Annotated in this window: 23 protein-coding genes; 15 read left to right on the top strand and 8 right to left on the bottom strand. The window is 62.7% G+C overall.

The genetic code is table 11. From position 1 onward, the window contains the following. Positions 1-96 precede the first annotated feature (96 nt). Positions 97-1776 carry an MFS transporter gene (locus tag N436_RS12685; protein WP_105948700.1) on the top strand — a complete coding sequence of 560 codons (1680 nt, stop codon included), beginning with the start codon at positions 97-99 and terminating at the stop codon, positions 1774-1776. Between the two features lie 130 nt (positions 1777-1906). Here N436_RS12685 and N436_RS12680 read toward each other — a convergent pair whose 3' ends face one another. Further along, on the bottom strand, positions 1907-2476 hold the full coding sequence (locus tag N436_RS12680) for a hypothetical protein (protein ID WP_105948464.1): 570 nt from the start codon (positions 2474-2476) through the stop codon (positions 1907-1909). Between the two features lie 34 nt (positions 2477-2510). Continuing rightward, a complete protein-coding gene (locus tag N436_RS12675; protein WP_016714625.1) occupies positions 2511-2897 on the bottom strand; it encodes a VOC family protein in 387 nt (128 codons plus the stop codon). Between the two features lie 146 nt (positions 2898-3043). Between N436_RS12675 and N436_RS12670 the strand changes: the two genes are divergently transcribed. Then, on the top strand, positions 3044-3229 hold the full coding sequence (locus tag N436_RS12670; RefSeq protein WP_105948465.1) for a hypothetical protein: 186 nt from the start codon (positions 3044-3046) through the stop codon (positions 3227-3229). Positions 3230-3381: 152 nt separating this feature from the next. Further along, positions 3382-4287 (top strand): LysR family transcriptional regulator, encoded by a 906-nt coding sequence (locus tag N436_RS12665; RefSeq protein WP_013972086.1) that lies wholly within the window; start codon positions 3382-3384, stop codon positions 4285-4287. A 49-nt stretch (positions 4288-4336) separates the two neighbouring features. Here the strand turns inward: N436_RS12665 and N436_RS12660 are convergent, their stop codons facing one another. After that, complete coding sequence (locus N436_RS12660; protein ID WP_105948466.1) at positions 4337-4810, bottom strand: YMGG-like glycine zipper-containing protein; 474 nt, start codon at positions 4808-4810, stop codon at positions 4337-4339. 426 nt (positions 4811-5236) lie between these two features. Here N436_RS12660 and N436_RS12655 point away from each other — a divergent pair, with 426 nt between their 5' ends. From N436_RS12655 to N436_RS12635, 5 genes are all read left to right on the top strand, one after another. Then, positions 5237-6586, top strand: a complete 1350-nt coding sequence (locus N436_RS12655; RefSeq protein WP_110741183.1) for a hypothetical protein — start codon at positions 5237-5239, stop codon at positions 6584-6586. A gap of 134 nt (positions 6587-6720) precedes the next feature. Beyond that, positions 6721-7317 (top strand): paraquat-inducible protein A, encoded by a 597-nt coding sequence (locus N436_RS12650; protein ID WP_110741182.1) that lies wholly within the window; start codon positions 6721-6723, stop codon positions 7315-7317. Beyond that, positions 7314-7943 (top strand): paraquat-inducible protein A, encoded by a 630-nt coding sequence (locus N436_RS12645; RefSeq protein WP_016714620.1) that lies wholly within the window; start codon positions 7314-7316, stop codon positions 7941-7943. Before N436_RS12650 ends, N436_RS12645 begins: the two co-directional genes overlap by 4 nt. Continuing rightward, complete coding sequence (locus tag N436_RS12640) at positions 7943-9583, top strand: intermembrane transport protein PqiB (RefSeq protein ID WP_110741181.1); 1641 nt, start codon at positions 7943-7945, stop codon at positions 9581-9583. Before N436_RS12645 ends, N436_RS12640 begins: the two co-directional genes overlap by 1 nt. Positions 9584-9594: 11 nt before the next feature. Further along, complete coding sequence (locus N436_RS12635) at positions 9595-10131, top strand: membrane integrity-associated transporter subunit PqiC (protein WP_110741180.1); 537 nt, start codon at positions 9595-9597, stop codon at positions 10129-10131. Between the two features lie 33 nt (positions 10132-10164). On the opposite strand, the gene N436_RS12630 is transcribed toward N436_RS12635, so the two are convergent. The 3 genes from N436_RS12630 to N436_RS12620 all read right to left on the bottom strand — a co-directional run bounded on the left by N436_RS12630 (position 10165) and on the right by N436_RS12620 (position 14254). After that, entirely contained in the window at positions 10165-11679 is a 1515-nt protein-coding gene (locus N436_RS12630; RefSeq protein WP_110741179.1) for an MDR family MFS transporter, read from the bottom strand. A 10-nt stretch (positions 11680-11689) separates the two neighbouring features. Then, positions 11690-12358 carry a TetR/AcrR family transcriptional regulator gene (locus N436_RS12625; RefSeq protein ID WP_105948472.1) on the bottom strand — a complete coding sequence of 223 codons (669 nt, stop codon included), beginning with the start codon at positions 12356-12358 and terminating at the stop codon, positions 11690-11692. Positions 12359-12499: 141 nt separating this feature from the next. After that, positions 12500-14254 carry a phosphoethanolamine transferase CptA gene (locus tag N436_RS12620; protein WP_110741178.1) on the bottom strand — a complete coding sequence of 585 codons (1755 nt, stop codon included), beginning with the start codon at positions 14252-14254 and terminating at the stop codon, positions 12500-12502. Between the two features lie 192 nt (positions 14255-14446). Here N436_RS12620 and N436_RS12615 point away from each other — a divergent pair, with 192 nt between their 5' ends. The 4 genes from N436_RS12615 to N436_RS12600 all read left to right on the top strand — a co-directional run bounded on the left by N436_RS12615 (position 14447) and on the right by N436_RS12600 (position 18627). Further along, positions 14447-14962, top strand: a complete 516-nt coding sequence (locus N436_RS12615; RefSeq protein WP_110741177.1) for a sigma-70 family RNA polymerase sigma factor — start codon at positions 14447-14449, stop codon at positions 14960-14962. Continuing rightward, the gene (locus tag N436_RS12610; protein WP_110741176.1) at positions 14959-15882 is read left to right on the top strand and encodes a FecR domain-containing protein; all 924 of its coding nucleotides are present in this window, start codon (positions 14959-14961) and stop codon (positions 15880-15882) included. Before N436_RS12615 ends, N436_RS12610 begins: the two co-directional genes overlap by 4 nt. A 103-nt stretch (positions 15883-15985) precedes the next feature. Then, positions 15986-18394: a TonB-dependent receptor gene (locus tag N436_RS12605; RefSeq protein ID WP_110741175.1), complete on the top strand. Its 2409-nt coding sequence runs from the start codon at positions 15986-15988 to the stop codon at positions 18392-18394. Positions 18395-18480: 86 nt separating this feature from the next. After that, positions 18481-18627 (top strand): DUF2986 domain-containing protein, encoded by a 147-nt coding sequence (locus N436_RS12600; RefSeq protein ID WP_016714615.1) that lies wholly within the window; start codon positions 18481-18483, stop codon positions 18625-18627. A gap of 38 nt (positions 18628-18665) precedes the next feature. Here the strand turns inward: N436_RS12600 and N436_RS12595 are convergent, their stop codons facing one another. Continuing rightward, positions 18666-19016 carry a hypothetical protein gene (locus N436_RS12595; protein WP_110741174.1) on the bottom strand — a complete coding sequence of 117 codons (351 nt, stop codon included), beginning with the start codon at positions 19014-19016 and terminating at the stop codon, positions 18666-18668. 226 nt (positions 19017-19242) lie between these two features. After that, positions 19243-20553 (bottom strand): PLP-dependent aminotransferase family protein, encoded by a 1311-nt coding sequence (locus N436_RS12590; protein ID WP_256589950.1) that lies wholly within the window; start codon positions 20551-20553, stop codon positions 19243-19245. Positions 20554-20817: 264 nt separating this feature from the next. Here N436_RS12590 and N436_RS12585 point away from each other — a divergent pair, with 264 nt between their 5' ends. The 3 genes from N436_RS12585 to N436_RS12575 are packed head-to-tail and all read left to right on the top strand — an operon-like array spanning position 20818 to position 24717. Beyond that, positions 20818-22827 (top strand): DUF2849 domain-containing protein, encoded by a 2010-nt coding sequence (locus N436_RS12585; RefSeq protein ID WP_110741172.1) that lies wholly within the window; start codon positions 20818-20820, stop codon positions 22825-22827. After that, positions 22817-23293, top strand: a complete 477-nt coding sequence (locus N436_RS12580) for a DUF934 domain-containing protein (protein WP_105948480.1) — start codon at positions 22817-22819, stop codon at positions 23291-23293. The genes N436_RS12585 and N436_RS12580 overlap by 11 nt, the downstream gene beginning before the upstream one ends. 2 nt (positions 23294-23295) lie before the next feature. Next, positions 23296-24717 (top strand): cytochrome ubiquinol oxidase subunit I, encoded by a 1422-nt coding sequence (locus N436_RS12575; protein WP_110741171.1) that lies wholly within the window; start codon positions 23296-23298, stop codon positions 24715-24717. Positions 24718-24721: the final 4 nt, after the last annotated feature.

Below are 24721 nucleotides of genomic sequence, written 5' to 3'. Positions count from 1 at the left end.
GCTTCGCGCAACCAAAGCAAGCCCCAAGGCCTGGGTGCGACGGTGAAGTGGTTGTGAGGTGCTCCGGCCTGCATGATGACATGACGGAGGCAACCCATGGCGGTTCTCGACAGCACATCCACGGGCAGTAGCGCGCCCCAACGCGGTATCACCCGGGAGGAGCGCAAGGTCATCTTCGCCTCTTCCCTGGGCACGGTGTTCGAATGGTACGACTTCTACCTGTACGGTTCCCTGGCGGCGATCATCGCCAAGCACTTCTTTGCCGGGGTCAATGAAACCACCTCGTTCATCTTCGCCTTGCTCGCCTTTGCCGCCGGGTTCGCCGTACGGCCATTCGGTGCCATTGTGTTCGGCCGCCTGGGCGACATGATCGGGCGTAAGTACACCTTCCTCATTACCATCGTGATCATGGGCCTGTCCACCGCCATCGTCGGCCTGCTACCTGGCTACGCCGCGATCGGTGTGGCCGCGCCGATCATCCTGATCACCCTGCGCCTGCTGCAGGGCCTGGCACTGGGTGGCGAGTACGGCGGCGCGGCCACCTACGTGGCCGAGCATGCACCGAAGGGGCGGCGCGGCTTTTTCACCGCCTGGATCCAGACCACGGCCACCTTGGGGCTGTTTCTGTCGCTGCTGGTGATCATGGCGTGCCGCACGGCCATGGGGACCGAGGCCTTCGAGGCCTGGGGCTGGCGGGTGCCATTCCTGCTGTCGATCCTGCTGCTGGCGATTTCGGTGTACATCCGCATGCAGCTCAACGAGTCACCGGTGTTCATGAAGATGAAGGCCGAAGGCAAAGCCTCCAAGGCACCTCTGACGGAGTCGTTCGCCCGTTGGGACAACCTGAAGGTGGTGATCATGGCGTTGCTGGGCGGCACTGCTGGCCAGGCCGTGGTGTGGTACACCGGGCAATTCTATGCGCTGTTCTTCCTGTTGCAGATGCTCAAGATCGAGCCACAGACGGCCAACCTGCTGATTGCCGGCTCGCTGCTGATCGGCACGCCGTTCTTCATCTTCTTCGGCAGCTTGTCTGACCGCATTGGCCGCAAGAAGATCATCATGGCCGGCTGCATTATCGCTGCGCTGACTTATTTCCCGATCTTCAAGGCGCTGACCGAATACGGCAACCCGGACGTGTTCGTTGCCCAGGAGCAGAACCCGGTGGTGGTGGTGGCTGACCCTGGCCAGTGCGCGTTCCAGTTCGACCCGGTGGGCAAGGCCAGATTCACCAGTTCCTGCGACATCGCCAAGAGCCTGCTGGCCAAGCGCGCCATTCCCTACACCAACGAAGCGGCCGAACCTGGCAGCGTGGCGCAGATCCGTATTGGTGAGCGGGTACTGCCGAGCTTTGAAGGCAGCAGCATGGCCGCAGCGGACTTCAAGGTGCAGAGCGAGGCGTTTACTGCAACCTTGAGTGGTGCATTGAAAGAGGCGGGCTACCCGGAAAAGGCTGACCCGGCGAAGATCCACTACCCGATGGTGCTGTTGCTACTGACCCTTCTGGTGATCTACGTGACCATGGTCTACGGCCCGATTGCCGCCTGGCTGGTGGAACTGTTCCCGGCGCGTATCCGCTACACCTCGATGTCGCTGCCTTACCACATCGGCAACGGCTGGTTCGGCGGCTTCCTGCCGACGGTTGCGTTTGCCATGGTGGCGGCGACCGGGGATATCTATTACGGCTTGTGGTACCCGATCGTGATTGCCGTGATGACGGCGGTACTGGGGATCTTCTTCATGCCAGAGACCAAGGATCGGGATATCAGCCATACCTGAGATTAATGGATCGCCTGTGCGGGCCTCTTCGCGGGCAAGCCCGCTCCCACAGGTACAGCACAGCTCTCAAGTCCTGTGCTGTACCTGTGGGAGCGGGCTTGCCCGCGAAGAGGCCCGCACAGGCTATCAATCAATCGAAATAGCCACGCAAGCCAAAGGCATATCCAGTATCCACATCAGCAGCCTCACCCCGGCTCCAGCGTTTCTTCAACACGAATTCAAACGCTGGCTCGTACAGCCCGTCCCGCACCAGTGCCCCCGCCAGCACCTCCACGTCATACCAGCCATTGTCCAGCTCGATGATCGGCCGCCCCGGTACCTGGTAGCGAGCCATCAGGTCGCCCAAGGTCTTGGGCGTGAAATGCTGCAGGATGCGCCAGGTGTACAGCATCAGCGCACCGTGCTCCACCCGCAGTACGTAGCCATTGCGCCGGTGCTTCAGGCGGCTGCCGGGTTCGCGCAGGGCCGGGGTGTAGCCATCCAGGGTGAAGAGGATGCGATAAGGCAGGTTGTCGACCCCGGCCAGCGGCAGCACGATGCCTTCGCGTACGGCCTGGTCGCCACTGTCGTCATGGGTGAATGCATAGGCAAGGTCGTCGGGCAGCTCATGTTCCTGTTTGAAGCGTTCGAGCAGCTGGATATCGCCAAGCAGAAAGTAATCGACCAGGTCGTTGAGCACTTCGCTGAATTCGTGGCGCATCTGTTTTCCTTGTTGTTGCGCGTGAAGGGAATTGTCAGTGCTTCTGGGCAATCTGGATCAGGTTGCCACAGGTGTCATCGAACACCGCCACCGTGACGGGGCCCATGGCGGTGGGGGGCTGAGTAAATTGCACGCCCGCCGCGCACAGCCGGGTGTATTCGGCCTGGATATCGCGCACGCCGAACGAAGTCGCAGGAATGCCGTCTTGCTTCAGCGCGGCCTTGTACACCTTGGACGCCGGGTGCGCGTCGGGTTCCAGCAGCAGCTCGACACCGTTGGGGTCGTTGGGCGAAGTGAGGGTCAGCCAGCGGTGCCGGCCCATGGGGATATCATGCTTGGGCTCGAAACCGAGTACGTAGTGGTAGAAAGCCAGGGCCTTGGCCTGGTCGTCGACGAGAATGCTGGTGACCACGATCTTCATAGGCGCACACCGTATGTCTGGGGCCGTTGGGTATCAGTAAAGACGCTCAGCGATTATTGGCCAGTGGCCGGGTTTCCAGATGGAGTACCGTGCAGGTGGGCGATAGAGTCGACCGGGCAAGCTCACTCAACCCAGGAGTAACGTACATGCAAGACGAGCTGAAGGCCGAACTGCCAGGTAACGATGAGCAACAGACGCAGGAGCCTGTGGACGCTCAGGATAAACCCTCCAGGCGCAAGCGTAGCGTGGCCCCTCTTGTGGGGATGCCATGTGCATCAGGGTACAAACACGTCGGGGATGAATGTGCGATGGCGAATGTCGACTTCGAATGATCTGCGAGGGGGCTTCAAGTGGCCCCCCCTACAAAAAAACTGCTCAAGCCATAGGTAAATCCTTCGTCACCCGGTCCCCCATCCATGAGCGGGCAAGGTTAAAGTGTCTCGCATGTTCCCAGTGCGCCCAGACCGGCGCCAAAGAGGTACCCGTGGCTGCCTATACCTTGCGACAACTCAAGTACTTCGTCACCACCGTGGAGGCCGGCAGCGTTGCCGAGGCTTCGCGCCAGCTGTACATCGCCCAGCCGTCCATCTCCACGGCCATCAAAAGCCTGGAAGAAAGTTTCGGCGTGCAGCTGTTCATCCGTCACCACGCCCAGGGTGTGTCACTGACGCCCAGTGGCAAGCGCTTCTACGCCAAGACCAAGTCGCTGCTGCAGATGGCCCATGAGTTCGAGCAGAACGCCCTGGCCGACAACGATACCGTGGCTGGGCAGATCGACATCGGCTGCTTCGAAACCGTGGCACCGTTGTACCTGCCGCGGCTGATTGCCGGCTTTCGTCAGCGTTATCCGGGCGTGGACATTCGCCTGCGTGACGGCGAGCAGCAGGACCTGATCCAGGGCCTGACGGCCGGCACCTTCGACCTGGCATTTCTCTACGATCACGACCTGGACGGCACCATCGAAGCCGAGCCGCTGATGCCGCCGCAAAAGCCCTATGTGCTGCTGCCGGAAAACCACCGTTTTGCCGGCCAGGCCCAGGTCTCGCTGCGCGACCTGTGCCCGGAGCCGATGATTCTGCTGGACGTAGCCCCCAGCCGCACCTACTTCGTCAGCCTGTTCAACGAGATGGGGCTGACGCCGAACATCGTTTTCAGCTCGCCGTCTATCGAGATGGTGCGTGGCATGGTCGGGCAGGGCTTTGGCTTTTCGCTGTTGGTGACACGGCCGCATTCGGAATACACCTACGACGGCCAGCGCCTGGCCATGCTGGACATTGCCGAGCCGGTGGCGCTGTCGGGGCTGGCGGCGGCGTGGTTGAAGCGGGTGCAGCTGACCAAGCCTGCACAGTTGTTCGTGGAGTTCTGTAGGGAAGAGCTGGCGAAGTTCTGAGGCTGGCACGCCATGCCGTCTGATTCAACGGCATGGCGTGCCAGTGTGGTCAAGGATTGACCTGATAGCCGCGGCCTTGCAGGCAGCCGCTGTAGGCACTGGCATGGGCCTGGGTTTTTGCTTCGTCCTGGCCGCGCCTGTCCTGGCGCCGATCCTGACGCTGACGCATGCCACCGACTGCGGCACCGGCGGCAGCCACTTCGCCAGCGCGGTTTTGCCGGTATTGCTGCTTGGCATCGTCACTGGCCCGGTCATACAACGCTTCATGCTGGTTGCCGCGCACTTGCGCGCCCACTGCACCGGCGGCGGCACCGGCAGCCGCGCCGCGTACCCGGCCACCGACATGGGTTTCGCCGGACGTCGCGGTGCTGTTCGCAGCGTTGGTGGCGACGGTATTGCAATCGTTGATATCCAGTTGCATCTGCTGGCTGCTCTGGCCTTTGAGCGGCACTACCGACTGCGCCTGGGCAGCCGGTGCCGCACTCAGCAGCACCAGCAGGCAGCTCCATGTGAACGTACGCATGGCACACCTCCACGGGGCGGGAAGCCCGTTTCACAGGATAGTCGGGCTGCACATTGGTAGCGTGCCATTCGACCGTAAATCGTACCGCAAGCCAAACGGCTGGCAGTTTCTGGCGAATCGCCTACACCTGTTAGCAAGGAAGAACGGCAAGCGCTCGACAGGAGTCGACACGCGGCAATGTCCGCATCCCCCCCTGCGCACACTCCGTTTACACACGCTTTCGATCAGCTCCGGCCATCAGGCCGGGGATGTAAGTGTTTGCTCGGCAAAAGCCGGCAAGGAGGTGCACCACTCGTCAGTCACCCCAGCGTGACCGCTGGCCGCGTTCAGGCGAACGCGCGCTGAAAACAATAAAGGAGTCCCTGTATCCGCCGTGGATACATGCCCGGCCGATACCAGGTGGGCAGCCGATCAAGGAGATCATCGATGAACCAGCCCCAAGGAACACTCGCCACACTGGCCATGACGGCCACGCTGTTCAGCCTCGCCGCCCAGGCCGGTACCTATCCGGACTATGGCTATGCACCACCCGACAGCTACAAAGGGCCGACATTTACCCTCAGCCAAAGCTACCCGACGTCACCACCCAATGGCGTGCCGGCGTTCTTCGGAAAGCTGCCTGACAAGCGCGACAACAACTTCGAGACATGGCGCCCGTACATGGAGGCGGCGAAGCGCTATTGCCTGGAAGGTAACGTCGAGGCTGACTGGTATGTGCAGCACAACAGGATTCGGCATTGGTACCACATGCCCTGGCAGCATTACGGGCCGCTGGGGCGTGAGGGCATACACGGGCTGACCAAGGAGGCGCAGATCCAGGTCAAGCAACTGGCCAGCACGCAGACGGCGACCGGCCAGACCTATGCCGTGGGTATCTACAACGACATTGGCGCCTACACCCTTGGGCAAGTCTGGAAAGACCCGAACAACCCAGACCCCAGCCATACCGCCCAACCCAACAGCTTTGCCAACGGTACGGTGGTGTGCAAGGCGCTGTTCGCCGACATCGACCGCAGCACGGTGCCGTTCCTGGCCAACCCGGTGCTGTGGCAGGGCTATATCACGGACACGTTCACCTCGGCCAACCGCAAGCTCAAGGACGTGGCGCTGATCCAGATGGACGTTGCCGTGCGCGACACGCGCATTGCCGAAACCGGGTGGATTTTCGGTACGTTCCAGTACAACGGGGCCATGAGCGGCAAAGCCAGCTGGGACAACCTGGTACCGGTGGGTGTCATGTGGGGCAACGACCCGCAGGTCACCGGTAATGACCACACCAACCCTCAGCCCACCCAGACCCGGATCAACAAGGCGCTGCAACAGACGGCCATCAATGCCAATACCCGAGAGCTGCCGCCCACCCACCTGGGTTGGAACGGCCGCCTCAACGGGCCGGTGGACAACCCCAACAGCTCCTGCCTGAGCTGCCATGCCACCGCCGAGGCGCCGCAAGTGGCGATTATGAACCCGCTGTTCCAGGCCAACCCGCCATCTCCGGGGTCAGCCGAGTGGATGAAGTGGTTCCAGAACATACCGGCAGGGCATGCCTTCACCCCGGGTACGCAAAGTACCGACTACAGCCTGCAGATGTCCGGTGGCATGGTTAACTTCTACCAGTGGAAGTGCGACATGAGCGGTATCTATGCGGACGGCAGGAATGCCTGCGCCAAAGTTGCCAGCATGAAGTTGAAGATGGCCACCCCGGGTAGCGCCGCGCAGCAGCAGCCGGTGCAGCGTGTGATACGTGACCCGAGCCTGGAACAGTTGCTGGAGTAACCCTGTGCAAACCTCCGGGTAGCACGTGCCCGGAGGTTTCACGACAAGGTGCGGATGCACCGAACGCATTGCGGTTTTCCCGTCTAGGCTTGGTGACGTAGCTGTGCCCAGCAGGCCTACCCGTGGGAGCCAACATGACCCAGCCCCAAGGTCTGATCATTTGCGAGTACTGCGACACGGTGTATCACCGTGCGACGCTGCGCAAGCATCAGCGCGCCCTTTGCCAGCGCTGTGGCGGCGTGCTGTACCGGCATACGTCCTTGACCCTTCAGCAGCGGCTGGCACTGAGTGTGACCGGTGGCATCCTGCTGGTGTTCGCCAATGCCTACCCGGTGATGACCATCGGCATGCAGGGGCTTACCCATTCGGCGACGTTGTGGGACTCGGTGCAGATCCTCAGCCACGGCAGTATTACCTTCATCGCCCTGGTCATGGCGCTGTCGATCATCTTTGCGCCGGTGCTGCAGATTGCCGTGTTGTGCTGGGTGCTGAGCTTTGCCCTGGCCGGTCAGCGTGCCCCCGGCTTTGCCCTGTGCATGCGCGGGCTGGAGAGCCTGCGGCCCTGGAGCATGCTGGAGGTGTGCCTGCTGGGGGCGATGGTGGCGGTGATCAAGCTGGCCGGGTTGCTCGATGTGATCCCGGGCATCGGTTTGCTGGCCCTGGCCGCGCTGAGCATGCTGATCATTCATATCGCCGGCAAGGACATCCGCGATTTGTGGGAGCAGGTATGACTGCCCCGGCCAGCGCTGACGACCTCGGCCTGTGTCTGTGCCATGGCTGCGGCCAGGCGTGTGACCTGAGCAGCGGCGCGCATACGTGCAACCGCTGTGGTGCTGCCATCCATCGGCGCAAGGCCAATGCCATCAGCCGCGGCTGGGCGTTTCTGCTGGCCGCGCTGGTGTTTTACATCCCGGCGAACCTGCTGCCTGTCATGCACACCGAAATGCTCGGCAGTGGCAGTGAAAGCACCATTGGCGGTGGGGTGCTGGAGTTCTGGGAGGCGGGGGCCTGGGACATCGCACTGATCATCTTCATTGCCAGCGTGGGTGTGCCTGCCATCAAGTTCTTTTCCCTCGGCCTGCTGCTGTATACCGCCCAGCGTGGTTCTACCTGGGCCTGCCGGCAACGTTCGCAGCTGTACCGCTTCGTCGAGCTGATCGGCTACTGGTCGATGCTCGATGTCATGGTGGTGGCGCTGGTGGCGGCACTGGTGCAGTTGCGCGGGCTGGGCACCATCGAGCCACGGGTGGGCATCCTGTTTTTCGGCATGGTGGTGGTACTGACCATGTTTTCTGCGATGAGCTTCGATCCACGCCTGATCTGGGATAGCCATGCCAACGAGGGGAGGCCGCACTGATGGGGCAACAGACTGACGAACGTGAGGGGGCGGGGCAGGTTGAAGTGCGCACCCGACGCTGGAGCGTATCGCTGGTGTGGATCGTGCCGATACTGGCCATCTTGATCGGTGCTTCGCTGGTGGTGCGCAACTGGATGCAGCAAGGGCCGGTCATTGCCATTTCCTTCCACACCGGGGAAGGGCTGGTGGCGCACAAGACCCAGGTGAAGTACCGCAGCGTGGTGATTGGTGAAGTGACCACGGTGGAACTGGCCGACGACAGGAAGAGCGTGGTGGCCAAGGTGCAGTTGTCGGACGATGCCCGTTCGTTCGCCACACAGGGCGCGCGCTTCTGGGTGGTGCGCCCGCGCATCGGCGTGGGTGGGGTGTCCGGGGTGGACACGCTGCTTTCGGGCAGTTTCATCGGGGCTGACTCCGGCGAGTCGAACGTGCCGGAAAAGGCCTTTGTCGGCCTTGAACTGCCGCCACCGATCACGTTCGACGAAAAGGGCAAGCGGTTTACCCTGACTGCCAGCGACCTTGGCTCGCTGGACGTCGGCTCATCGATCTACTACCGCAAGATTCCGGTGGGTGAGGTGGTGTCGTTTGCCCTGCAGGACGATGGCAAGGGGGTAGAGATTGGCGTGTTCGTGCAGGCACCCTATGACAGCTTCGTCACCACGGATAGCCGCTTCTGGAACGCCAGCGGCATCGACATGCAGGTGGGTGCCAATGGCCTGAAGGTGGATACCGAATCGCTGTCATCAATCCTGGTGGGTGGGCTGGCTTTCGGCTCGCCTGATTTTTCCCCCCAGGCCGAGGCTGCTGCCGACCAGGCCCGCTTCCAGCTGTTTGCCGACCGCGACACCGCGTTGGCACCCCCTAATGGCCAGGCGCAGTATTTGCGTTTGCGCTTCGACCAGGCCATGCGCGGCCTTTCGGTGGGCGCGCCGGTGGAGTTCAAGGGGGTGGAGTTTGGCCGGGTGACCTCGGTCCAGCTTGACTACGATGCCGCCCGCCAGAGCTTTCCGGTGGTGGTCGATGCGGTGATCTACCCGCAACGGCTGGGGCCGGTGCACCGCAAGATGCTGTCGGTGTTCAAGCACACCGAGGGCGATATGGATGGGGCCAGGCGGTTGATCGGCACCTTCGTCGAACATGGCCTGCGGGCCCAGGCGCGCAGCGGTAACCTGATCACCGGGCAGATGTTCATTTCCCTGGATTTCTACCCGGATGCCCCCAAGGTCGCCTTCGACATGGCCGCCAATCCCATCACCATCCCCACACTGCCGGGTAGCCTGGAGCAGTTGCAGGAGCAGCTGCAGCGGGTGGTCGAGCGCATTGCCAAGCTGCCGCTGGAAAGCATCGCCGGCAACCTGGACGGCAGCCTTCGAGAATTGCGCGCCAGCCTCAAACAGTTCAATGGCCAGACGCTGCCGGACGTGAAGGTGGCGCTCGATGAAGTGCACAAGACCCTGCGTACGGCCAACTCGGCCATTTCCGAAGATTCGCCACAGCGTGAGCGGATGGGCGAAACACTGGATGAGCTGGAGCGCATGTCGCGTTCGCTGCGTGACCTCGCCGATTACCTGGGCCGGCACCCCGAGTCGCTGATTCGCGGGCGGCCAAAGGCGGCCGGCGCCGAAGCGCTTGAACCCTGAGGAGACAGCCGATGCAACGACTGCGCAATGTGTGTGTGGCCAGCCTGCTGGTGTGGCTCGGGGGCTGCAGCAGTACGCCCAACAACTACCACACGCTGGTGGCGAGTGAGCCGGTGCGCGACAGCGGGCAGCACATCCAGGTGACCCGGGTGGTGGTGCCGCCGCAGGTGGACCGCCCGCAACTGGTAGTGCGGCAGGGCCAGAGCGGCCTGGCCATTCTGGAAACGGAATGGTGGGGCGCCAACCTGGTGGATGAATTTCGCAGCGCCTTGCAGGACCAGCTGGGCGGGCCGGCGGCTGGCAGCAAGGCGGCACTGCGGGTGGATGTGCAGCGTTTCGATACGGTGCCGGGGCGCTATGCCTCGCTGGAGGCCGTGTGGCGCCTGAAGCAGGCAGGGCAGGCTGAACTGACCTGCCGCACGTCGGTGCAGACCGCCGCGGACAACAGCATCACCAGCCTGGTGAATGCGCACCAGGCCAACCTGCGCAAGCTGGCCGAGGCGGTGCGGGGGAGTGCCCGGAACGGCAGTTGCGCTGCACCGGTATAAGTCCCACGCGGGCGGCGCGCTGGCATCCTGCCTTCAGGCTTGTGTGGCGCGGCGCAGCGGTACTTCGCGCAGCAGCCAGGACAGTGCGAAGGCCACGCTGGTGATCAGCCCGGCCAGCAGGAATACACCGTGCATCGCACCGGAAAACGCTTGCAGGTAGCTGTGCTGCAGGGCAGCGGGCAGCGCGTGTACAGCCGCCGGTGAAAGGCTCGCCGGGCCACCGCCGCTTGCGGCGAAATCGCTGGCAAGGCCACCCAACAGGGTGTGCGAGAACAATGCACCAAACACCGACACGCCGATGGCGCCGCCAATGGAGCGGAACAAGGTTGCCCCGGAAGTGGCAACGCCCATGTGGCGTGGCTCGACACTGTTCTGCACGGCCAGGATCAGCACCTGCATGACCATGCCAAGCCCGGCACCCAGCAGGCCCATGTACAGGTTCAACTGCAGCACAGGGGTGTCCAGTTCAAGCTGGCTGAGCAGGCCCAGGGCCAGCACTTGCAGCAGGGTGCCGACGATCGGGAACACCCGGTAACGCCCCCACCGGCTGATCAGCCGACCGGTAATGGCCGACACCACCAACAAGCCCCCCATCAGGGGCAACATCTGCAGCCCGGCACTGGTAGGCGTGGCGTTCTTCACGACCTGCATGTACAGCGGCAGGAAGGTGACCGCGCCGAACAGCGACACACCAACGATGAAACCGATCAGCCCGGCGAGCACGAAGGTACGGTGGCGGAACAGGTGCAGTGGCATGATCGGCTCGGCGGCGCGGCGCTGTTCCAGGACGAAACCCGCCAGGCCGATCAGGGCAAACAGCGACAGGCACAGCATGTCCAGTGACTGCCACGCCAGCAGGCTGCCGCCCAGGCTGGTGATGAGCACTACCGAGCCCAGGGCGACGGTGAGGAAGAACGCGCCAATGTAGTCCACCGTATGCCGGACCAGGGCCACATGCGGGCGGAATACGCTGCCGATCACCAGCAGCGCCAGCAGGCCCAGCGGCAGGTTGATGTAGAAGATCCAGTGCCAGGACAAGTGCTCCACCAGAAAACCGCCGATCAACGGCCCGACCACGGTGGCCAGCCCGAACACGCCGCCGAACAGGCCCTGGTAGCGGCCCCGTTCGGCGGGTGGAATCACATCGCCGATGGCGGCCATTGCCACGACCATCAGGCCGCCACCGCCCAACCCTTGCAGGGTACGAAAGGCGATGAGCTGGGCCATGGTCTGCGCCGCGCCACACAGCGCCGAGCCCAGCAGGAACAGGACGATGGCGACCTGCAGCACACGCTTGCGGCCGAACTGGTCGCCGAACTTGCCATACAGCGGCACCACCACCGTGGAGGCCAGCAGGTAAGCGGTGACCACCCAGGACAACCAGCGCAGCCCGCCAAGGTCGCTGACGATGGTCGGCAGCGCGGTCGAGACGATGGTCTGGTCGAGGGCAGCCAGGAACATCACCAGCATCAGGGCTGCCAGCAGCAGTGGGATAGAGGTTTGCGCATCCGTTGCGGCGGGGGAGGTGTCCGTGGATATCGGTTGCATGAGGCTGACCTCAACGGTATGTGGCGTGGGCCTGGGCATGTTGTTGGCCGGCGTCTAGCAGGCCTGCCAGGGCGAAGCGGTACAACTGGTCGGCAACTGCCTCGACGCGCATTTGCAGGATTTCGTGCAGCGCGCCGGCGCCACCGCGTGGGCCGATCAGCAACATCGCCCAAGGGGCAGTGACGCAGAGGATGCAGCGGGTCAGGGCCGGTTCGTCGACAGGAATGCCGCTGATCTCGCTGAACAGCCCCTTGAGCAGGGACAGCCGCAAGGGTGCGGCGGCCTGCAGATGTGCCTGGCCATGGGGGCTGGGCGCGAGGATTTCTGCAGCCAGCACCCGCAGGTGCCAGTTGTCCCGGGCCGAAGTGGCCTTGAGCACTACCAGCTCTACGAGCACGCGCAGCTTTTCGGCTGCCGGTTGGCTGCCTTGGGTGATTCGTTGCAGGTCGCTGAGGTCGAGGAAGCGCTGGCGTGCTTCGTCGAGGACGGCCAGGTACAGGCCGTTGCGGCTACCGAAGTGGTAATTGATCGAGGCCAGGTCTACCTCCGCCTTGGCGGCGACAGCCTTGTTGCTGGTTTCGGCGTAGCCGAGCGCGGCGAACAGTTCGCCAGCGGCTTCGAGGATGCGCGTACGGGTGACGGCGCCGTCCTTGCGGGGTTCTCGGGGGGCTGCGGACATGGGGGCTGCTCTGCGGGCCAAGGGTATGGGCAGAGCGTGATGCAGGCTTAGTTTAAAATCAATTTAAATTTAATTTATGAGGCGGACGGTATCTCGCAAACCATGCAGGAGCAGCACAAGGCTGCTCCTGCAGGTGCCGGCTTACTGCCGGGTGCTGGCTGTTTCCTGTGCCCGCTCAGGCTTGTCCAGCGGTAGGTGGTCGAATTCGCGCAAGCCATCCTTGCGGTAGGGGTCGCCGATCCAGCGCTGTGTTGCCACGAACTGCGGGTTTACCAGGCTCTTGGCCGGCTCGAAGCGGTCATAGCTCAGCCCGGCCAGGTCGGACAGGGTATGAATCAGGTGCGAGCTGCTGTAGGGGCGGTTGGCCATCGCCTGCAAGTCACGAGGGTGCTCGGCCTGCCAGCTGGGCGAGGTCCACAGCAGGAACGGAATGGTGTACATCGGCCGGGTCGGCGCGCCCTCGTTGCGCCCGAGGCGGTCGTGGTCGCCGGAGCTGTACACGTCTTCACCGTGGTCGGACAGGTACACCAGGAAGCCATTGGGGTTACCGGCCGAGTAGCGCTTGATAAGGCTCGAGACCACGTAGTCGTTGTAACGCACCGCATTGTCGTAGAAGTTGTAGGTTTTGACCTGGTCCGGCGTCAGTTTGCCCGGCACGCCCTGGTTGTCGGTGAAGTGCGTGTAGTCGTCCGGGTAGCGGTAGCGGTAGTCCATGTGCGTGCCCAGCAGGTGCACGATGATGAACTTGTTCGGTGCAGGGTCCTGCAGGGCCTTCTCGAACGGCGCCAGCACCACGTCATCGTACTGGCTGGCATTCTGGTTGCGCTGGTTGTTCAGGTACACCGGCGCGTCCGTCTGCTGCGAGAAGGTGGTGAGCATGGTGTTGCGCTTGGTCATGGTCTGCTGGTTGGTGATCCAGAAGGTCTTGTAGCCTGCCTGTTTCATCAGGTTGATCAGCGACGGGTCGGTGAGGAAGCGGTCCGGGTTCTGCTCATCGCCGAAGGTGAGGATCTGCTGCATCACTTCGATGGTGTACGGGCGTGGCGATACCACATCGCGAAACACCGTCAGGCCTTTGTCGCTGGCGGCCAAGGCGTCGAGGTTGGGCGTGGTGTCGCGGTTATAGCCGTACAGGTGCATGTGCTCGCGGGTGGTGGACTCGCCCAGTACCAGCACCAGGGTGCGGGGCGCCGTTCCGCTGCTGTCACGCAGGTTTTGCAGCGGCGGCAATGCGGCGTTCTGGGCCAGCAGCTCCTGCATGTTGTCCAGTTGCTGGCGGTACTGCCGGTAGCCGACCAGCAACTGCCAGGGCACGGCGGGTTCCATGCGCTGCTGCACCTTCTCGGCGGCATCGGCGAAATTGCGCTCCTGGGTGACCATCTGCTTGTAGAACGGGTACACAAGGTTGGCCACCAGCAACAAGGCGACCACCGGCAGGCGGCTGCGCAGGGGCAGGCTGACCGGGCGTACGCGTTTCCACAGCAGCACCGCCACCAGCGTGTACAGCAGCAATGCCAGGCCCAGCCAGATGCTGAAGTACTGGCTGAAGTACTCACCGGCTTCGGCGGTGTTGGACTCGAACATCACGAAGATGACGCTTTGCGAGAACTCCTGGCGATAGATGCCGAAGTAGCTCAAGCCCACCAGCGATGCCCCCCACAGCACCAGGCCGATGACCGCTGCAGTGGCGCGGGTGAAGCGCGGCACCAGCAGCACCGGGGCCAGCCACAGGCTACTGAGGAAGAACGCATCACGAAAACCGGCAAACCCGGTCGTTCCGCTGAACAGCAGCAACGCCTGGGTTACGCCGGAAAAGTACCAGAAGAACAGCAAAAGCCAGCCCAGGCCGGCCCAGTCCACGCGCTTGTGCGCGGCGGGGGATGTAGTGTGTGACACGTATGCCTCGTCGTACCTTGGTAGCCAGCAGGTTTGCTGCGACCAGAAAGGGTGTGACGCTAATCGGTTGACTGTGAAAATAGCGTCAACAAGGCGATGAACATGGCGTCAATGCTGGCTTCCCAAGGCGCAGGCTTGCCAATACAATCGAGATAAATTCTTATTTGCATCGCCCGCCGGCAGGGAGAGGGAATGTCCATAATGGCCTCCGACGCAGCACCCCATGAGCATCTGCACGCACTTTATCGTGACCACAACAGCTGGCTCCGTGGCTGGTTGCGCCATCGGCTGAATAACTCCGCCGATGCGGCGGACCTTGCTCAGGATACGTTTGTCCGTTTGCTCCTGGCCCGGTCATCCAGCACTTTGCAGGAGCCCCGCCGGTACCTGGCGACCATTGCCCGCGGCTTGGTCATTGACCTGTATCGGCGCCGAAGCCTGGAGCAGGCTTACCTCGATGCGCTCATGTTGCGTCCGGAACAGCATGCGCCTTCTGCGGAAACCCGTGCACTGATCCTCGACAGTCTGCTGGCCATCGACCGCCTGCTTGATGGCCTGGGCGCGCGTACCCGGCAGATCTTCCTCGCGGTGCAACTCGACGGGCTCAGTTACGAAAAAGCCGCCGAACGCTGCGGGGTTTCGGTCAGCACGGTTCGAAAGCACCTGGCCAGGGGCCTGATGCACTGCCTGCTGCTGGATGAAGCATGAAGCGCGTCCTGGCTCAGGCGGTGGACTGGTATGTGAAGTTGCATGACAGCGCTGCCAGCGATAGCACACGCAGTGAGTGGCGTGCCTGGCTGGCGGCGGACCCGCAGCATGCTCACGCCTGGCAGCGCATCGAGCAATTGCAACAGCGCTTGGGCCAGGCCCCGGCAGGCCTTGCGGGTGCAACCTTGGAACAGGCGCGGCAACAGCGTCGTGCAGCAATGAAAATGCTGGCCTTGCTGTTGGGGGTGGGGGTAGCCGGTTGGCGGGGCTATCAAGTCTCACCCTGGAGCGCAGACTACAGCACGGGTGTGGGGCAGCGCGGCCACTTCACCCTGGTCGATGGTAGCCGGCTGGTGCTGGGTACCGATTCGCGGGTGGATGTGCAGTTCGACGGCCTGCAGCGTCTGATCCTGTTGCGACAGGGCGAGATACTGGTCGAGACGGCCAAGGATGCGCGCCCGCTCAGTGTTCAAACCGCCGAAGGCCGTGTGCTGGCCTTGGGCACGCGCTTTACGGTGCGCCAGGGCGCAGGTATTTCGCGGGTCACGGTCGAAGCCCATGCGGTCGAGGTGCAGCCGCGGCAGGCCACTGGGCAAGTTTTGCGTATTGAAGCAGGGCAGGCGTCAAGTTTTACCGCTGACACGCTCGGGCAGTTGTTGCCGGCCGTGGCGCAAGGCTCGGCGTGGACGCAAGGCATGCTGGTGGTGGTCGACTGGCGGCTGGCGGATGTACTGGCCGAGCTGTCCCGATATCGACCGGGTTATCTGGGGTGCTCGCCGGAAATTGCCGGGTTGCGACTGTCGGGCACGTTCTTGCTGGATGACAGCGAAGGTGTGCTGGCCAACCTTGAAGATTCCCTGCCGGTGCGGGTGCGTCGCCTGACCCGCTATTGGGTGCGGGTCGAGGGCAAGGCGGCCTGAAAATATTTTGCATGGAGGGGTAACAGTTTTTCTTTCCTGTTTCGGCTCTACCTGCACATGCGCATCAGACGCAGTTATTGCCAACCTCGACAGGATTCTCTTCATGTTCGTACGCCCCTCTCTTCTAGCCTTGGGCCTCACCGGCTCGTTGCTGGCGGTAACGCCCGCCTGGGCCATCGTCTACGACATCCCGGCCGGCAGTCTGGCTGCATCGCTCAGCCGGTTTGCGGCCGCGAGCGGGGTAATGATCACCTTCAGCTCGGAAGACACCGCAGGCCTGAATTCGCCCGGCCTGCAAGGTGACTATGAACTGGCACAAGGCTTTGCTCGCCTGTTGCAAGGTAGCGGCCTTCGCGTGGTGCAGGCAGGGGAGAAGCGCTACGTATTGGCCACGGCAGACAACAGTGGGGCCATGGAGCTTGGTGCGACCACTATCAATGCGGCTGGCCTGGGCGCCACCACTGAAGGGACAGGCTCCTACACAACCGGTTCCAGCAACAGCTCGACCAAACTGGCGCTGTCGCTGCGCGAGACCCCGCAGACTGTCAGCGTGATGACACGCCAGCGCATCGAAGACCAGCAATTGAACACGCTCAGTGACGTGCTCAAGCAGACGCCTGGCCTGAACGTCCAGAACATCGACAGCGAGCGGGTGAACATCTACTCGCGTGGCTATTCGATCGACAGCTACCAGTTCGATGGCATTCCCACCACCTTGATCGTGCAAACCAGTGCCAGCCCGCAAAGCATGATCGACACCTCAATCTATGACCGGGTCGAGATTGTCCGGGGTGCCACCGGGCTGATGACAGGAGCGGGCGACCCTTCGGGCAGCGTCAACCTGATCCGCAAGCGGCCCACGGCGGAATTTCACGGTTCGGTCAGTGCGGGCGCGGGCTCTTGGGACACCTATCGGACAGAAGTCGATGTAGCCGGCCCATTGACCCCCGATGCGCGCCTGCGTGGACGTGCAGTAGTGGCCTATCAGCAAGGCAACAGCTACATCGACCATTACCAGCAGGAAAAACAGACCTACTACGGCATCCTCGAAGCGGACCTCACTGACAGCACCCTGCTGACGGTCGGCTTCGACTACCAGAAAAACGACCCACGCGGGGTTTCGTTTGCCAGCTTCCCATTGTTCTACGATGACGGCGAGCAAACCGACTTTTCCCGCTCGACCAACGCCGCCTCGCGCTGGAGTTATCGTCAGCAGAACACCCTCAATACCTTTGCCACCCTGGAACAGGGCCTGGTTAACGATTGGAAACTGAAGGTGTCGGTAAACAACATGTACAGCACCCGTGACTATTCGCTGGCGTCGGCCAGTGGCGGTTTCCCCAACAAGGAAACTGGCGATGGGGCCTACCTGTATGGCGGTGATGGCTACGGCTCGCAGCGCCAGTTGGGTATCGATGCCATGGCCCAAGGGCCATTCCAGCTGTTTGGCCGCCAGCATGAGCTCGTAGTGGGGGTGAGCGCCTCGGAGTTTCACGACTACAGCAACCCGGACGACGATGACCTGGAAATGAGGCCGGTCAATATCTACGACTGGGACAACACCACTGACCGCCCGGTCTCGGTGGGTAAGCTGATGAACGATGACACCACCATCCGCCAGGATGCTGCGTACATGGTGGCGCGTTTCAAACCGACCGACGACCTGTCACTGATCTTCGGCGCCCGCGTCGGCGATTACAGCTATAAGAAGAAGGCAATCTACAACGCGCCCTACACCCGTTCGACCAACCATCAGGCAACCCGCGAGTCCGGTTTTGTCACGCCCTACGCTGGCGTGGTTTACGACCTGAATGCGCAGCATTCGGTGTATGCCAGCTACACCAAGATCTACAAGCCACAGTCGTTGCGCGATAGCAGTGGCGCCACGCTGGAACCGCGCGAAGGTGACAACTATGAAATCGGCCTTAAAAGCGAACTGCTGGACGGGCGTGTCAACACAGCCATTGCCCTTTACCAGATCAAGCAGGACAACCTGGGTGTGCTCAGTGGCGGCTTCGTCGAGGGAACCGATCGCGAGCGTGCCTACAAGGCGGTGTCCGGTGCCACCACGCGGGGTATCGACCTGGAACTCTTCGGCGAGATCACGCCCGGCTGGAACGTCACTGCCAGTTACAGCCACAGCCTGACCAAGGATGCGGACCATGAGCGCATCAACACCATCGCCCCGGCGAACATGGTCAAACTTTGGACCACCTACCGTCTGCCGGGCGAGCTCAATCGCCTGACGGTGGGTGGCGGCATGAACTGGCAAAGCGGCCTGAGCCTGACCGATGCCCCGTGGCAGATTGGCCATACGGTCAAGGCGACCCAGGACGATTACGCAGTGTTCAACGTGATGGCGCGCTATGACCTGAGCAACAACCTGACCGCGACCGTGAACGTCAACAACCTGTTCGACAAGAAATACCTCAGCGCGCTGGACCCAACGTTCTACACCGGATTCTACGGCGAGCCACGTAATGTGATGTTCAGCACCAAATACAGTTTCTGAACCCAGGGGTGGCGTGGGGTGCGCAATACGGCGGTTGCACGGGTATGATGGCGGCCGCTAAAACGTACTGACAGGCCCTGTGGATTATGAACCGTCGTAAGAAGATCAAGCAGCTGTTGCAGGCGCATGCCAAAAAGGCCAGTGCCAAGCTGGCACCGCGCAAGCCCAAATACATTTGCAAGGCTGACCGTTTGAAGATGGAGGCAGAGGCGGTGGGGGATACCCCCACCTGACTCACTGATCAGGCAGTGCAAGTGCTGCCGCAGTGCCCTCAACGGCGGTAGTAACGGTGGTCGTCATAGTGACGCTGGTGCATCGCCCGCTCATGGCGGCGCTCCCAGTCACGGCGGCGTTCCCAGTCCCGCCGCCGCTCCCAGTCCCGCCGGGCTTGCTCACGTCGCCATTGCTCACGGCGCCAGTCGCTTCTGTGGTCATGCCAGCGGTCGTCATCATGCGCCAACAGCGTGGCCGGCTGTTCGACGGCCACGGAGGCCACGCTCGACCAGGGGTTGCCGGCAGGCTGCAACGGTGACTGAACAGCCGGGGTCGCCACCACCGGTGCTTTCATTTGTGTTGCCGATGCCGAACCCATTGCCGCGAACGAGAACAGGCCGAGCAGCATCAACCTTGCGACATGTATTTTCATGAGCGAAGCCAACCTCTGATAACAATTGAGCCATCTGGCCAGCAGGTGGGGGCGAACCTTGTCTCGTGAGCCGCTACCTTTCTGTACCTGCGAAATAGACCCGCTATCGAGAAAAAGTTCGCTACGGCAACAACTTGTAGAACATTTGCTCACACCTGATGCCGCTTGCGCGGCTTGCCAGAAACCTCATCTGACTGGCCGATCACACAAAAGCCCGCCCCCCACGGCGGCGGTCTTCCTTCAACATCCCCTCTACTTTGCGCAACGCTTGCCCCAGTACGGCCTGGTCCGGTGCCCCGCCCAGCGAGATACGCACGGCCTCCGGCCCTTGCGGCGCAACGCTGAACGAGTCCGCCCCGGCCACACTCACCCCCACATCATCCAGGGCTTGGGTAAACCGTTCCTGGCGCCAGTGCGCCGGCAACGGTAACCACAGGTGCAGCCCGGTGGGGTGCGCCTGGAACTCATGGCTCAGCAGTGTGCGTGCCAAGTGCTGGCGGGCGCGGGCTTCGCGCTGGATTTCCTGTACCAGCTCCCTGGCGGTGCCACTGCGGATCCACTGCTCGACCAAGGCCAGCAGCAGGGCTGAGCATCCCATGCTCGAGGCGCGCAGGCCGTTGAGCAGGGCATGGCCGTCATCGCCACGCGGGGGCAGCACAAAAGCGGTGCGCAGGCTTGGCCACAGGCACTTGGACAGCGACGCCAGGTAATACGTATTGGCACCCCCGGTCAGGCAGGTGATGGGCGTTGGCGCGTCGTCAAGCAGATAGCGGTAGGGGTCGTCCTCGATCAGCGTGATGCCGCACTTGAGCAGCACTTCGGCAATCGCCTGGCGCCGGGCCACGGGCATGGTGTGCGCTGTAGGGTTCTGGAACGTGGGGTTGAGGTACAGCAGGCGCGCACCGCTTTGCTGGCAGGCTTGCTCCAGATGGTCGGGGCGCATGCCGTCGGCGTCACCGGCCACCGCGACAATGCGCAGCCCCAGTTGTTGGGCGGCCAGTAACAGGCCGGGGTAGGTCAGTGGGTCGCACAGCACGGCGTCACCCGCGCGGGCATGGGCGCTGAGGATGGCGAATACGGCCGCTTGCGAACCCGGGCACAGGGCCAGGCTGCGGCTGTCCAGATCACCCAGTGCCGGTTTCAACCAGCCCTGCGCGGCCTGCAGCAGCGAGCGGGAGGTCGGCTCATCCTGGTAGGGCGACAGTGCTTCGATGCGGTTGCTTTGCAGTACCTGTTCAAGCCCGGCGCTTACCCATTGGGCCATGGAGCCATTGGCCGGCTGCGGCGGGATGTTCATGGTCAGGTCAATGCCTGCCGGCGTGGGTGTTTCGCGGGCACCCAGAATGAACGACCCGCGGCCACTGTAGGAGGCAATCAGGCCTCGGTCGCGCGCTTCGGCGTAGGCACGGGTCACCGTGGTCAGGTCGACACCCAGGTGCGCCGCCAGCGCACGCTGCGGTGGGATTTGTTCGCCGTCCTGCAAAACTCCAGACTGTATGGATTCTGCGATCATGTCGGCAATCTGTATGTATCTTGGGCCGCTCTTTGGTTTGAATGGCCTTGTCCAGCCTATTTGAGCGTTTTCTCTTGGCGTGTCGGCAAGAGGCATGAGTATATCCCCCGGTTGTCAGTCCATACGCATAGGAATATCATGACATACGGTTGTTAATAAATCCATACAAAATGGAAAGCGTATGGTTATTTTGATGTGCACCGGAACGGCGCTGCAGGGCTGCAACGATAAGCGCTTCCGGGCTGCTAGTCATGGAGATGTTCGATGGATGACTGTCATCTGATCTGCGCCAACCGCCTGGGCGATGGGGCTGTGGTCTGGCTTGATGCCGGGCATGAGTGGGTAGAGACACTGCAACAGGCCGGCACCTTCGATGCGCAGGCCCTGGAAGCGGCAACCTTCGCGGCCGAAGCTGCCGTGCGGGCCAACCAGGTGGTTGCGCCGACGCCTTGTGAAGCCTGGCTGGTCGATGGCCAGCCTGAACCCAAAAGCCTGCGTGAGCGGTTGCGTGCGCGCGGCCCGTCGGTACGCAGCGACCTTGGCAAGCAGGCTCCCGGGGTGCCGGTACAGGTCGGCAAGGGGTTACGGCCGCTGCTGCCGGTTGCGGCGGGGCAGGCTGGGGTATACCGTTACGACCCGTTCGAGCGTGAGTTCCTCAAGGACCGCGCCCGCCAGTTCGAGCAGCAGGTTGCCCGCCGCCTGAGTGGCGAGCTGGATGAAGAGGCGTTCAAGGTCTACCGGCTGATGAACGGGCTGTACCTGCAGTTGCACGGCTACATGCTGCGCGTGGCCATTCCGTATGGCACCTTGAGCGCGGTGCAACTGCGTCAGCTGGCCTACGTGGCACGCACCTATGACAAAGGCTACGGCCACCTCACCACCCGGCAGAACATCCAGTTCAACTGGCCGCACCTGGCGGATACGCCGGAAATTCTGTCGGTACTGGCCGATGCCGACCTGCATTGCATCCAGACCAGCGGCAACTGCATCCGCAACGTGACCACCGACCACTTTGCCGGTGCCGCCGAAGATGAAGTGCTCGACCCGAGGGTGCATGCCGAGATCCTCCGTCAGTGGTCTACCGACCACCCGGAATTCACTTACCTGCCACGCAAGTTCAAGATCGCCATCACCGGCAGCCCCAAAGACCGTGCGGCGGTGCGCTTTCATGATATCGGCATACTGGCGCAGCGCAACGAACAGGGCCAGGTGGGCTTCCAGGTGTATGCCGGTGGTGGTCTGGGGCGTACCCCGATCGTCGGCACCCGGGTGCGCGAGTGGTTGCCGGAGCGTGAACTGTTGCGCTACGTCGAAGCCATCTTGCGGGTTTACAACGCCCTGGGGCGGCGCGACAACCTGTACAAGGCACGCATCAAGATCCTGGTGCGCGAGCTCAAGCCTGGCCGTTTCATCGAGATGATCGAGCAGGAGTTCGCCAGCCTGCCGGCTGACCATCAGTACCTGGAGCCCGCCATCGTCCAGGGCATTCATGCCCGCTTCGTGCAACCCGCCTTCGAGGCATTGCCCGGGCTGTGTGACAGCTTTCTGCGCGCACGGGCAGACGACAACGCGTTCGCCAGCTGGGTACGCACCAACACCCACCCGCACAAGCAGCGTGGCTATATCAGCGCGGTGATCTCGTTGAAGCCACCGGGCGGCATCCCCGGAGACATCAGCGCCGAGGAAATGCTCACCCTGGCTGACCTGGCCGAGGCTTACTCGCTGAACGAAATCCGTGTTTCCCACGAGCAGAACCTGGTGTTGCCGCACATCCGTCAGGCTGACTTGTACAGCGTCTGGCAGGCCCTGCGCCAGGCGGGGCTGGCGACCAGCAACATCGGCTTGCTGTCTGACGCCATCGCCTGCCCGGGGATGGACTACTGCAGCCTGGCCACCGCCCGCTCGGTGCCGGTCGCCCAGCGCATCGCCCAGCGTTTCGACGCAGCCCGGCAACAGGAGATCGGCGAGCTCAAGCTCAATGTGTCCGGCTGCATCAATGCCTGTGCCCACCACCATGTGGCGCATATCGGCATCCTCGGCCTGGACAAGGCTGGTCACGAAAATTACCAGATCACGCTGGGCGGCAGTGCCGAAGAGGACGCTGCGGTGGGGACCATCCTTGGCCGTTCGGTGCCCTTTGAGGAGGTGCCCGACATCGTCGAGGCCATCGTTGGCATTTACCTGCAATTGCGCGAGGGCGGTGAACGCTTCCTCGACACCTACCGCCGCGTCGGTATCGAGCCATTCAAGGAGGTGCTGCGTGATGCTCGTTGATCGTGAAGGCCAGGCGCAGCCCGACAGCTGGCGCTACCTGGGCAGCGAAGCGCTGCCGACCTACGCCCCGCACACCGTGCTGCAACCGCAGCAGTGGGACGACTACCACATGCGTTTCGGTCAGCCGGCCGAGGGCCTGTGGCTGACCGCCGACCACGACCCGGCACAGGTGCTGGCGTTGCTTGGCCACCTGACGTTGATCGTGATCGAGTTCGCCAGGTCACGCGATGGCCGTGGCTTCACCTTGGCCAGGCTGCTGCGCGAGCGCCATGGGTTCACCGGCGACCTGCGCGCCGCCGGGCCATTGCTGCCTGACCAGTTCGCCATGTTACTGCAGTGCGGCTTCACCAGCGCCCTGGTTTCGCCCAGCGTACCGGCCCAGCGCTGGCAGGAGGCCGCGGCCACCCATCGGCAGGCCCGGCCACGCACGCTGCTGCAACGTCTTTCACAACGGAGCGAGGCATAGCCATGTTCAGCCTTACAGCCCTGGAGCTGGCCCGTATACAGTTTGGTTTCACCATTACCTTTCACATCATTTTTCCGGCCATCACCATTGGTCTGGCGGCGTTTCTGGCTGTGCTGGAAGGCCTGTGGTTGTGGAAAAAGGAAAACGCCTACCTCGACCTTTACCACTTCTGGTCGAAGATCTTCGCCGTCAACTTCGCCATGGGCGTGGTCTCGGGGCTGGTCATGGCCTACCAGTTCGGCACCAACTGGAGCTTCTACTCGCAGTTCGCCGGCAGCATCACCGGCCCGTTGCTGACCTATGAGGTGCTGACGGCCTTCTTCCTTGAAGCGGGCTTTCTCGGGGTGATGCTGTTCGGCTGGCACAAGGTCGGCCGTGGTCTGCACTTCTTCGCCACCCTGATGGTGGCCGTGGGGACGATGATTTCCGCCACCTGGATTCTGGCGTCCAACAGCTGGATGCAGACGCCGCAAGGCCACGAAGTGATCAATGGCGTGGTAGTGCCCGTGGACTGGTTCGCCATCATCTTCAACCCGTCGTTCCCGTACCGCCTGGCGCACATGGTGACCGCCGCCATGCTGTCGACCGCGTTGTTCGTCGGCGCCTCGGCGGCGTGGCACCTGTTGCGTGGCAATCGCACCCCGGCAGTGCAGAAGATGTTTTCGATGGCGTTTTGGATGCTGCTGTTCACCGCGCCGCTGCAGGTGCTGATTGGTGACATGCATGGCTTGAACACGCTCAAGTACCAACCGGCGAAAATTGCCGCCGTAGAGGGCCATTGGAGCAATACGCCAGGGCAGGGTGTGCCGCTGATCCTGTTCGGTATCCCCGACATGGAGGCCGAAACCACCCGCTACAAGGTCGAGATCCCCAACCTGGCGAGCCTGATCCTGACCCACAGCCTGCACGGGCAGATCCCGGCGTTGAAAGACTTCCCGAAAGAAGACCGGCCCAACGCGACCATCCTGTTCTGGTGCTTCCGGGTCATGGTTGGCCTGGGGTTGCTGATGGTCGTGCTCGGCCTGTTTGGCACCTGGCAACGCTGGCGGGGGCGATTGTACGAGTCGCGGGGGCTGGCACGGTTTGCCCTGTGGATGGGGCCTTCGGGGCTAGTGGCGCTGCTGGCCGGCTGGTACGTGACCGAGATCGGCCGCCAGCCTTGGGTGGTGTACGGCTTGATGCGCACCAAGGACGCAGTTTCCGATCACTCGGCGCTGACGTTGTCGGTGGGCCTGGTGGTGCTGGTGGTGATGTACATCGCGGTGTTCGGCACCGGCATCATCTACATGCTGCGCATGGTGGGCAAGGGGCCGCAGGCGCACGACGACCACGAACACCCGGTCACCGCCAACCAGCGGCCGGCCCGCCCGTTGTCGGCGGTGGACGACCCGTTGTATCCGCATTCGCCTAATTACACAGACTGACCGG

It is taken from the genome of Pseudomonas sp. RV120224-01b (assembly GCF_003208145.1).
GTDB classification, from domain to species: Bacteria; Pseudomonadota; Gammaproteobacteria; order Pseudomonadales; family Pseudomonadaceae; genus Aquipseudomonas; species Aquipseudomonas monteilii.
This window is presented reverse-complemented; position numbering and strand designations above follow the sequence as displayed.

Excerpts from the sequence above, each read along its gene's own strand:
- N436_RS12660 (WP_105948466.1), bottom strand. The coding sequence starts at position 4,810 with ATGCGTACGTTCACATGGAGCTGCCTGCTGGTGCTGCTGAGTGCGGCA.
- N436_RS12605 (WP_110741175.1), top strand. The coding sequence starts at position 15,986 with ATGTTCGTACGCCCCTCTCTTCTAGCCTTGGGCCTCACCGGCTCGTTG.
- N436_RS12645 (WP_016714620.1), top strand. The coding sequence starts at position 7,314 with ATGACTGCCCCGGCCAGCGCTGACGACCTCGGCCTGTGTCTGTGCCAT.
- N436_RS12650 (WP_110741182.1), top strand. The coding sequence starts at position 6,721 with ATGACCCAGCCCCAAGGTCTGATCATTTGCGAGTACTGCGACACGGTG.
- N436_RS12655 (WP_110741183.1), top strand. The coding sequence starts at position 5,237 with ATGAACCAGCCCCAAGGAACACTCGCCACACTGGCCATGACGGCCACG.
- N436_RS12610 (WP_110741176.1), top strand. The coding sequence starts at position 14,959 with ATGAAGCGCGTCCTGGCTCAGGCGGTGGACTGGTATGTGAAGTTGCAT.
- N436_RS12600 (WP_016714615.1), top strand. The coding sequence starts at position 18,481 with ATGAACCGTCGTAAGAAGATCAAGCAGCTGTTGCAGGCGCATGCCAAA.
- N436_RS12680 (WP_105948464.1), bottom strand. The coding sequence starts at position 2,476 with ATGCGCCACGAATTCAGCGAAGTGCTCAACGACCTGGTCGATTACTTT.
- N436_RS12590 (WP_256589950.1), bottom strand. The coding sequence starts at position 20,553 with ATGATCGCAGAATCCATACAGTCTGGAGTTTTGCAGGACGGCGAACAA.
- N436_RS12635 (WP_110741180.1), top strand. The coding sequence starts at position 9,595 with ATGCAACGACTGCGCAATGTGTGTGTGGCCAGCCTGCTGGTGTGGCTC.
- N436_RS12595 (WP_110741174.1), bottom strand. The coding sequence starts at position 19,016 with ATGCTGCTCGGCCTGTTCTCGTTCGCGGCAATGGGTTCGGCATCGGCA.
- N436_RS12615 (WP_110741177.1), top strand. The coding sequence starts at position 14,447 with ATGTCCATAATGGCCTCCGACGCAGCACCCCATGAGCATCTGCACGCA.
- N436_RS12625 (WP_105948472.1), bottom strand. The coding sequence starts at position 12,358 with ATGTCCGCAGCCCCCCGAGAACCCCGCAAGGACGGCGCCGTCACCCGT.
- N436_RS12580 (WP_105948480.1), top strand. The coding sequence starts at position 22,817 with ATGCTCGTTGATCGTGAAGGCCAGGCGCAGCCCGACAGCTGGCGCTAC.
- N436_RS12585 (WP_110741172.1), top strand. The coding sequence starts at position 20,818 with ATGGATGACTGTCATCTGATCTGCGCCAACCGCCTGGGCGATGGGGCT.
- N436_RS12630 (WP_110741179.1), bottom strand. The coding sequence starts at position 11,679 with ATGCAACCGATATCCACGGACACCTCCCCCGCCGCAACGGATGCGCAA.
- N436_RS12685 (WP_105948700.1), top strand. The coding sequence starts at position 97 with ATGGCGGTTCTCGACAGCACATCCACGGGCAGTAGCGCGCCCCAACGC.
- N436_RS12675 (WP_016714625.1), bottom strand. The coding sequence starts at position 2,897 with ATGAAGATCGTGGTCACCAGCATTCTCGTCGACGACCAGGCCAAGGCC.
- N436_RS12670 (WP_105948465.1), top strand. The coding sequence starts at position 3,044 with ATGCAAGACGAGCTGAAGGCCGAACTGCCAGGTAACGATGAGCAACAG.
- N436_RS12640 (WP_110741181.1), top strand. The coding sequence starts at position 7,943 with ATGGGGCAACAGACTGACGAACGTGAGGGGGCGGGGCAGGTTGAAGTG.
- N436_RS12575 (WP_110741171.1), top strand. The coding sequence starts at position 23,296 with ATGTTCAGCCTTACAGCCCTGGAGCTGGCCCGTATACAGTTTGGTTTC.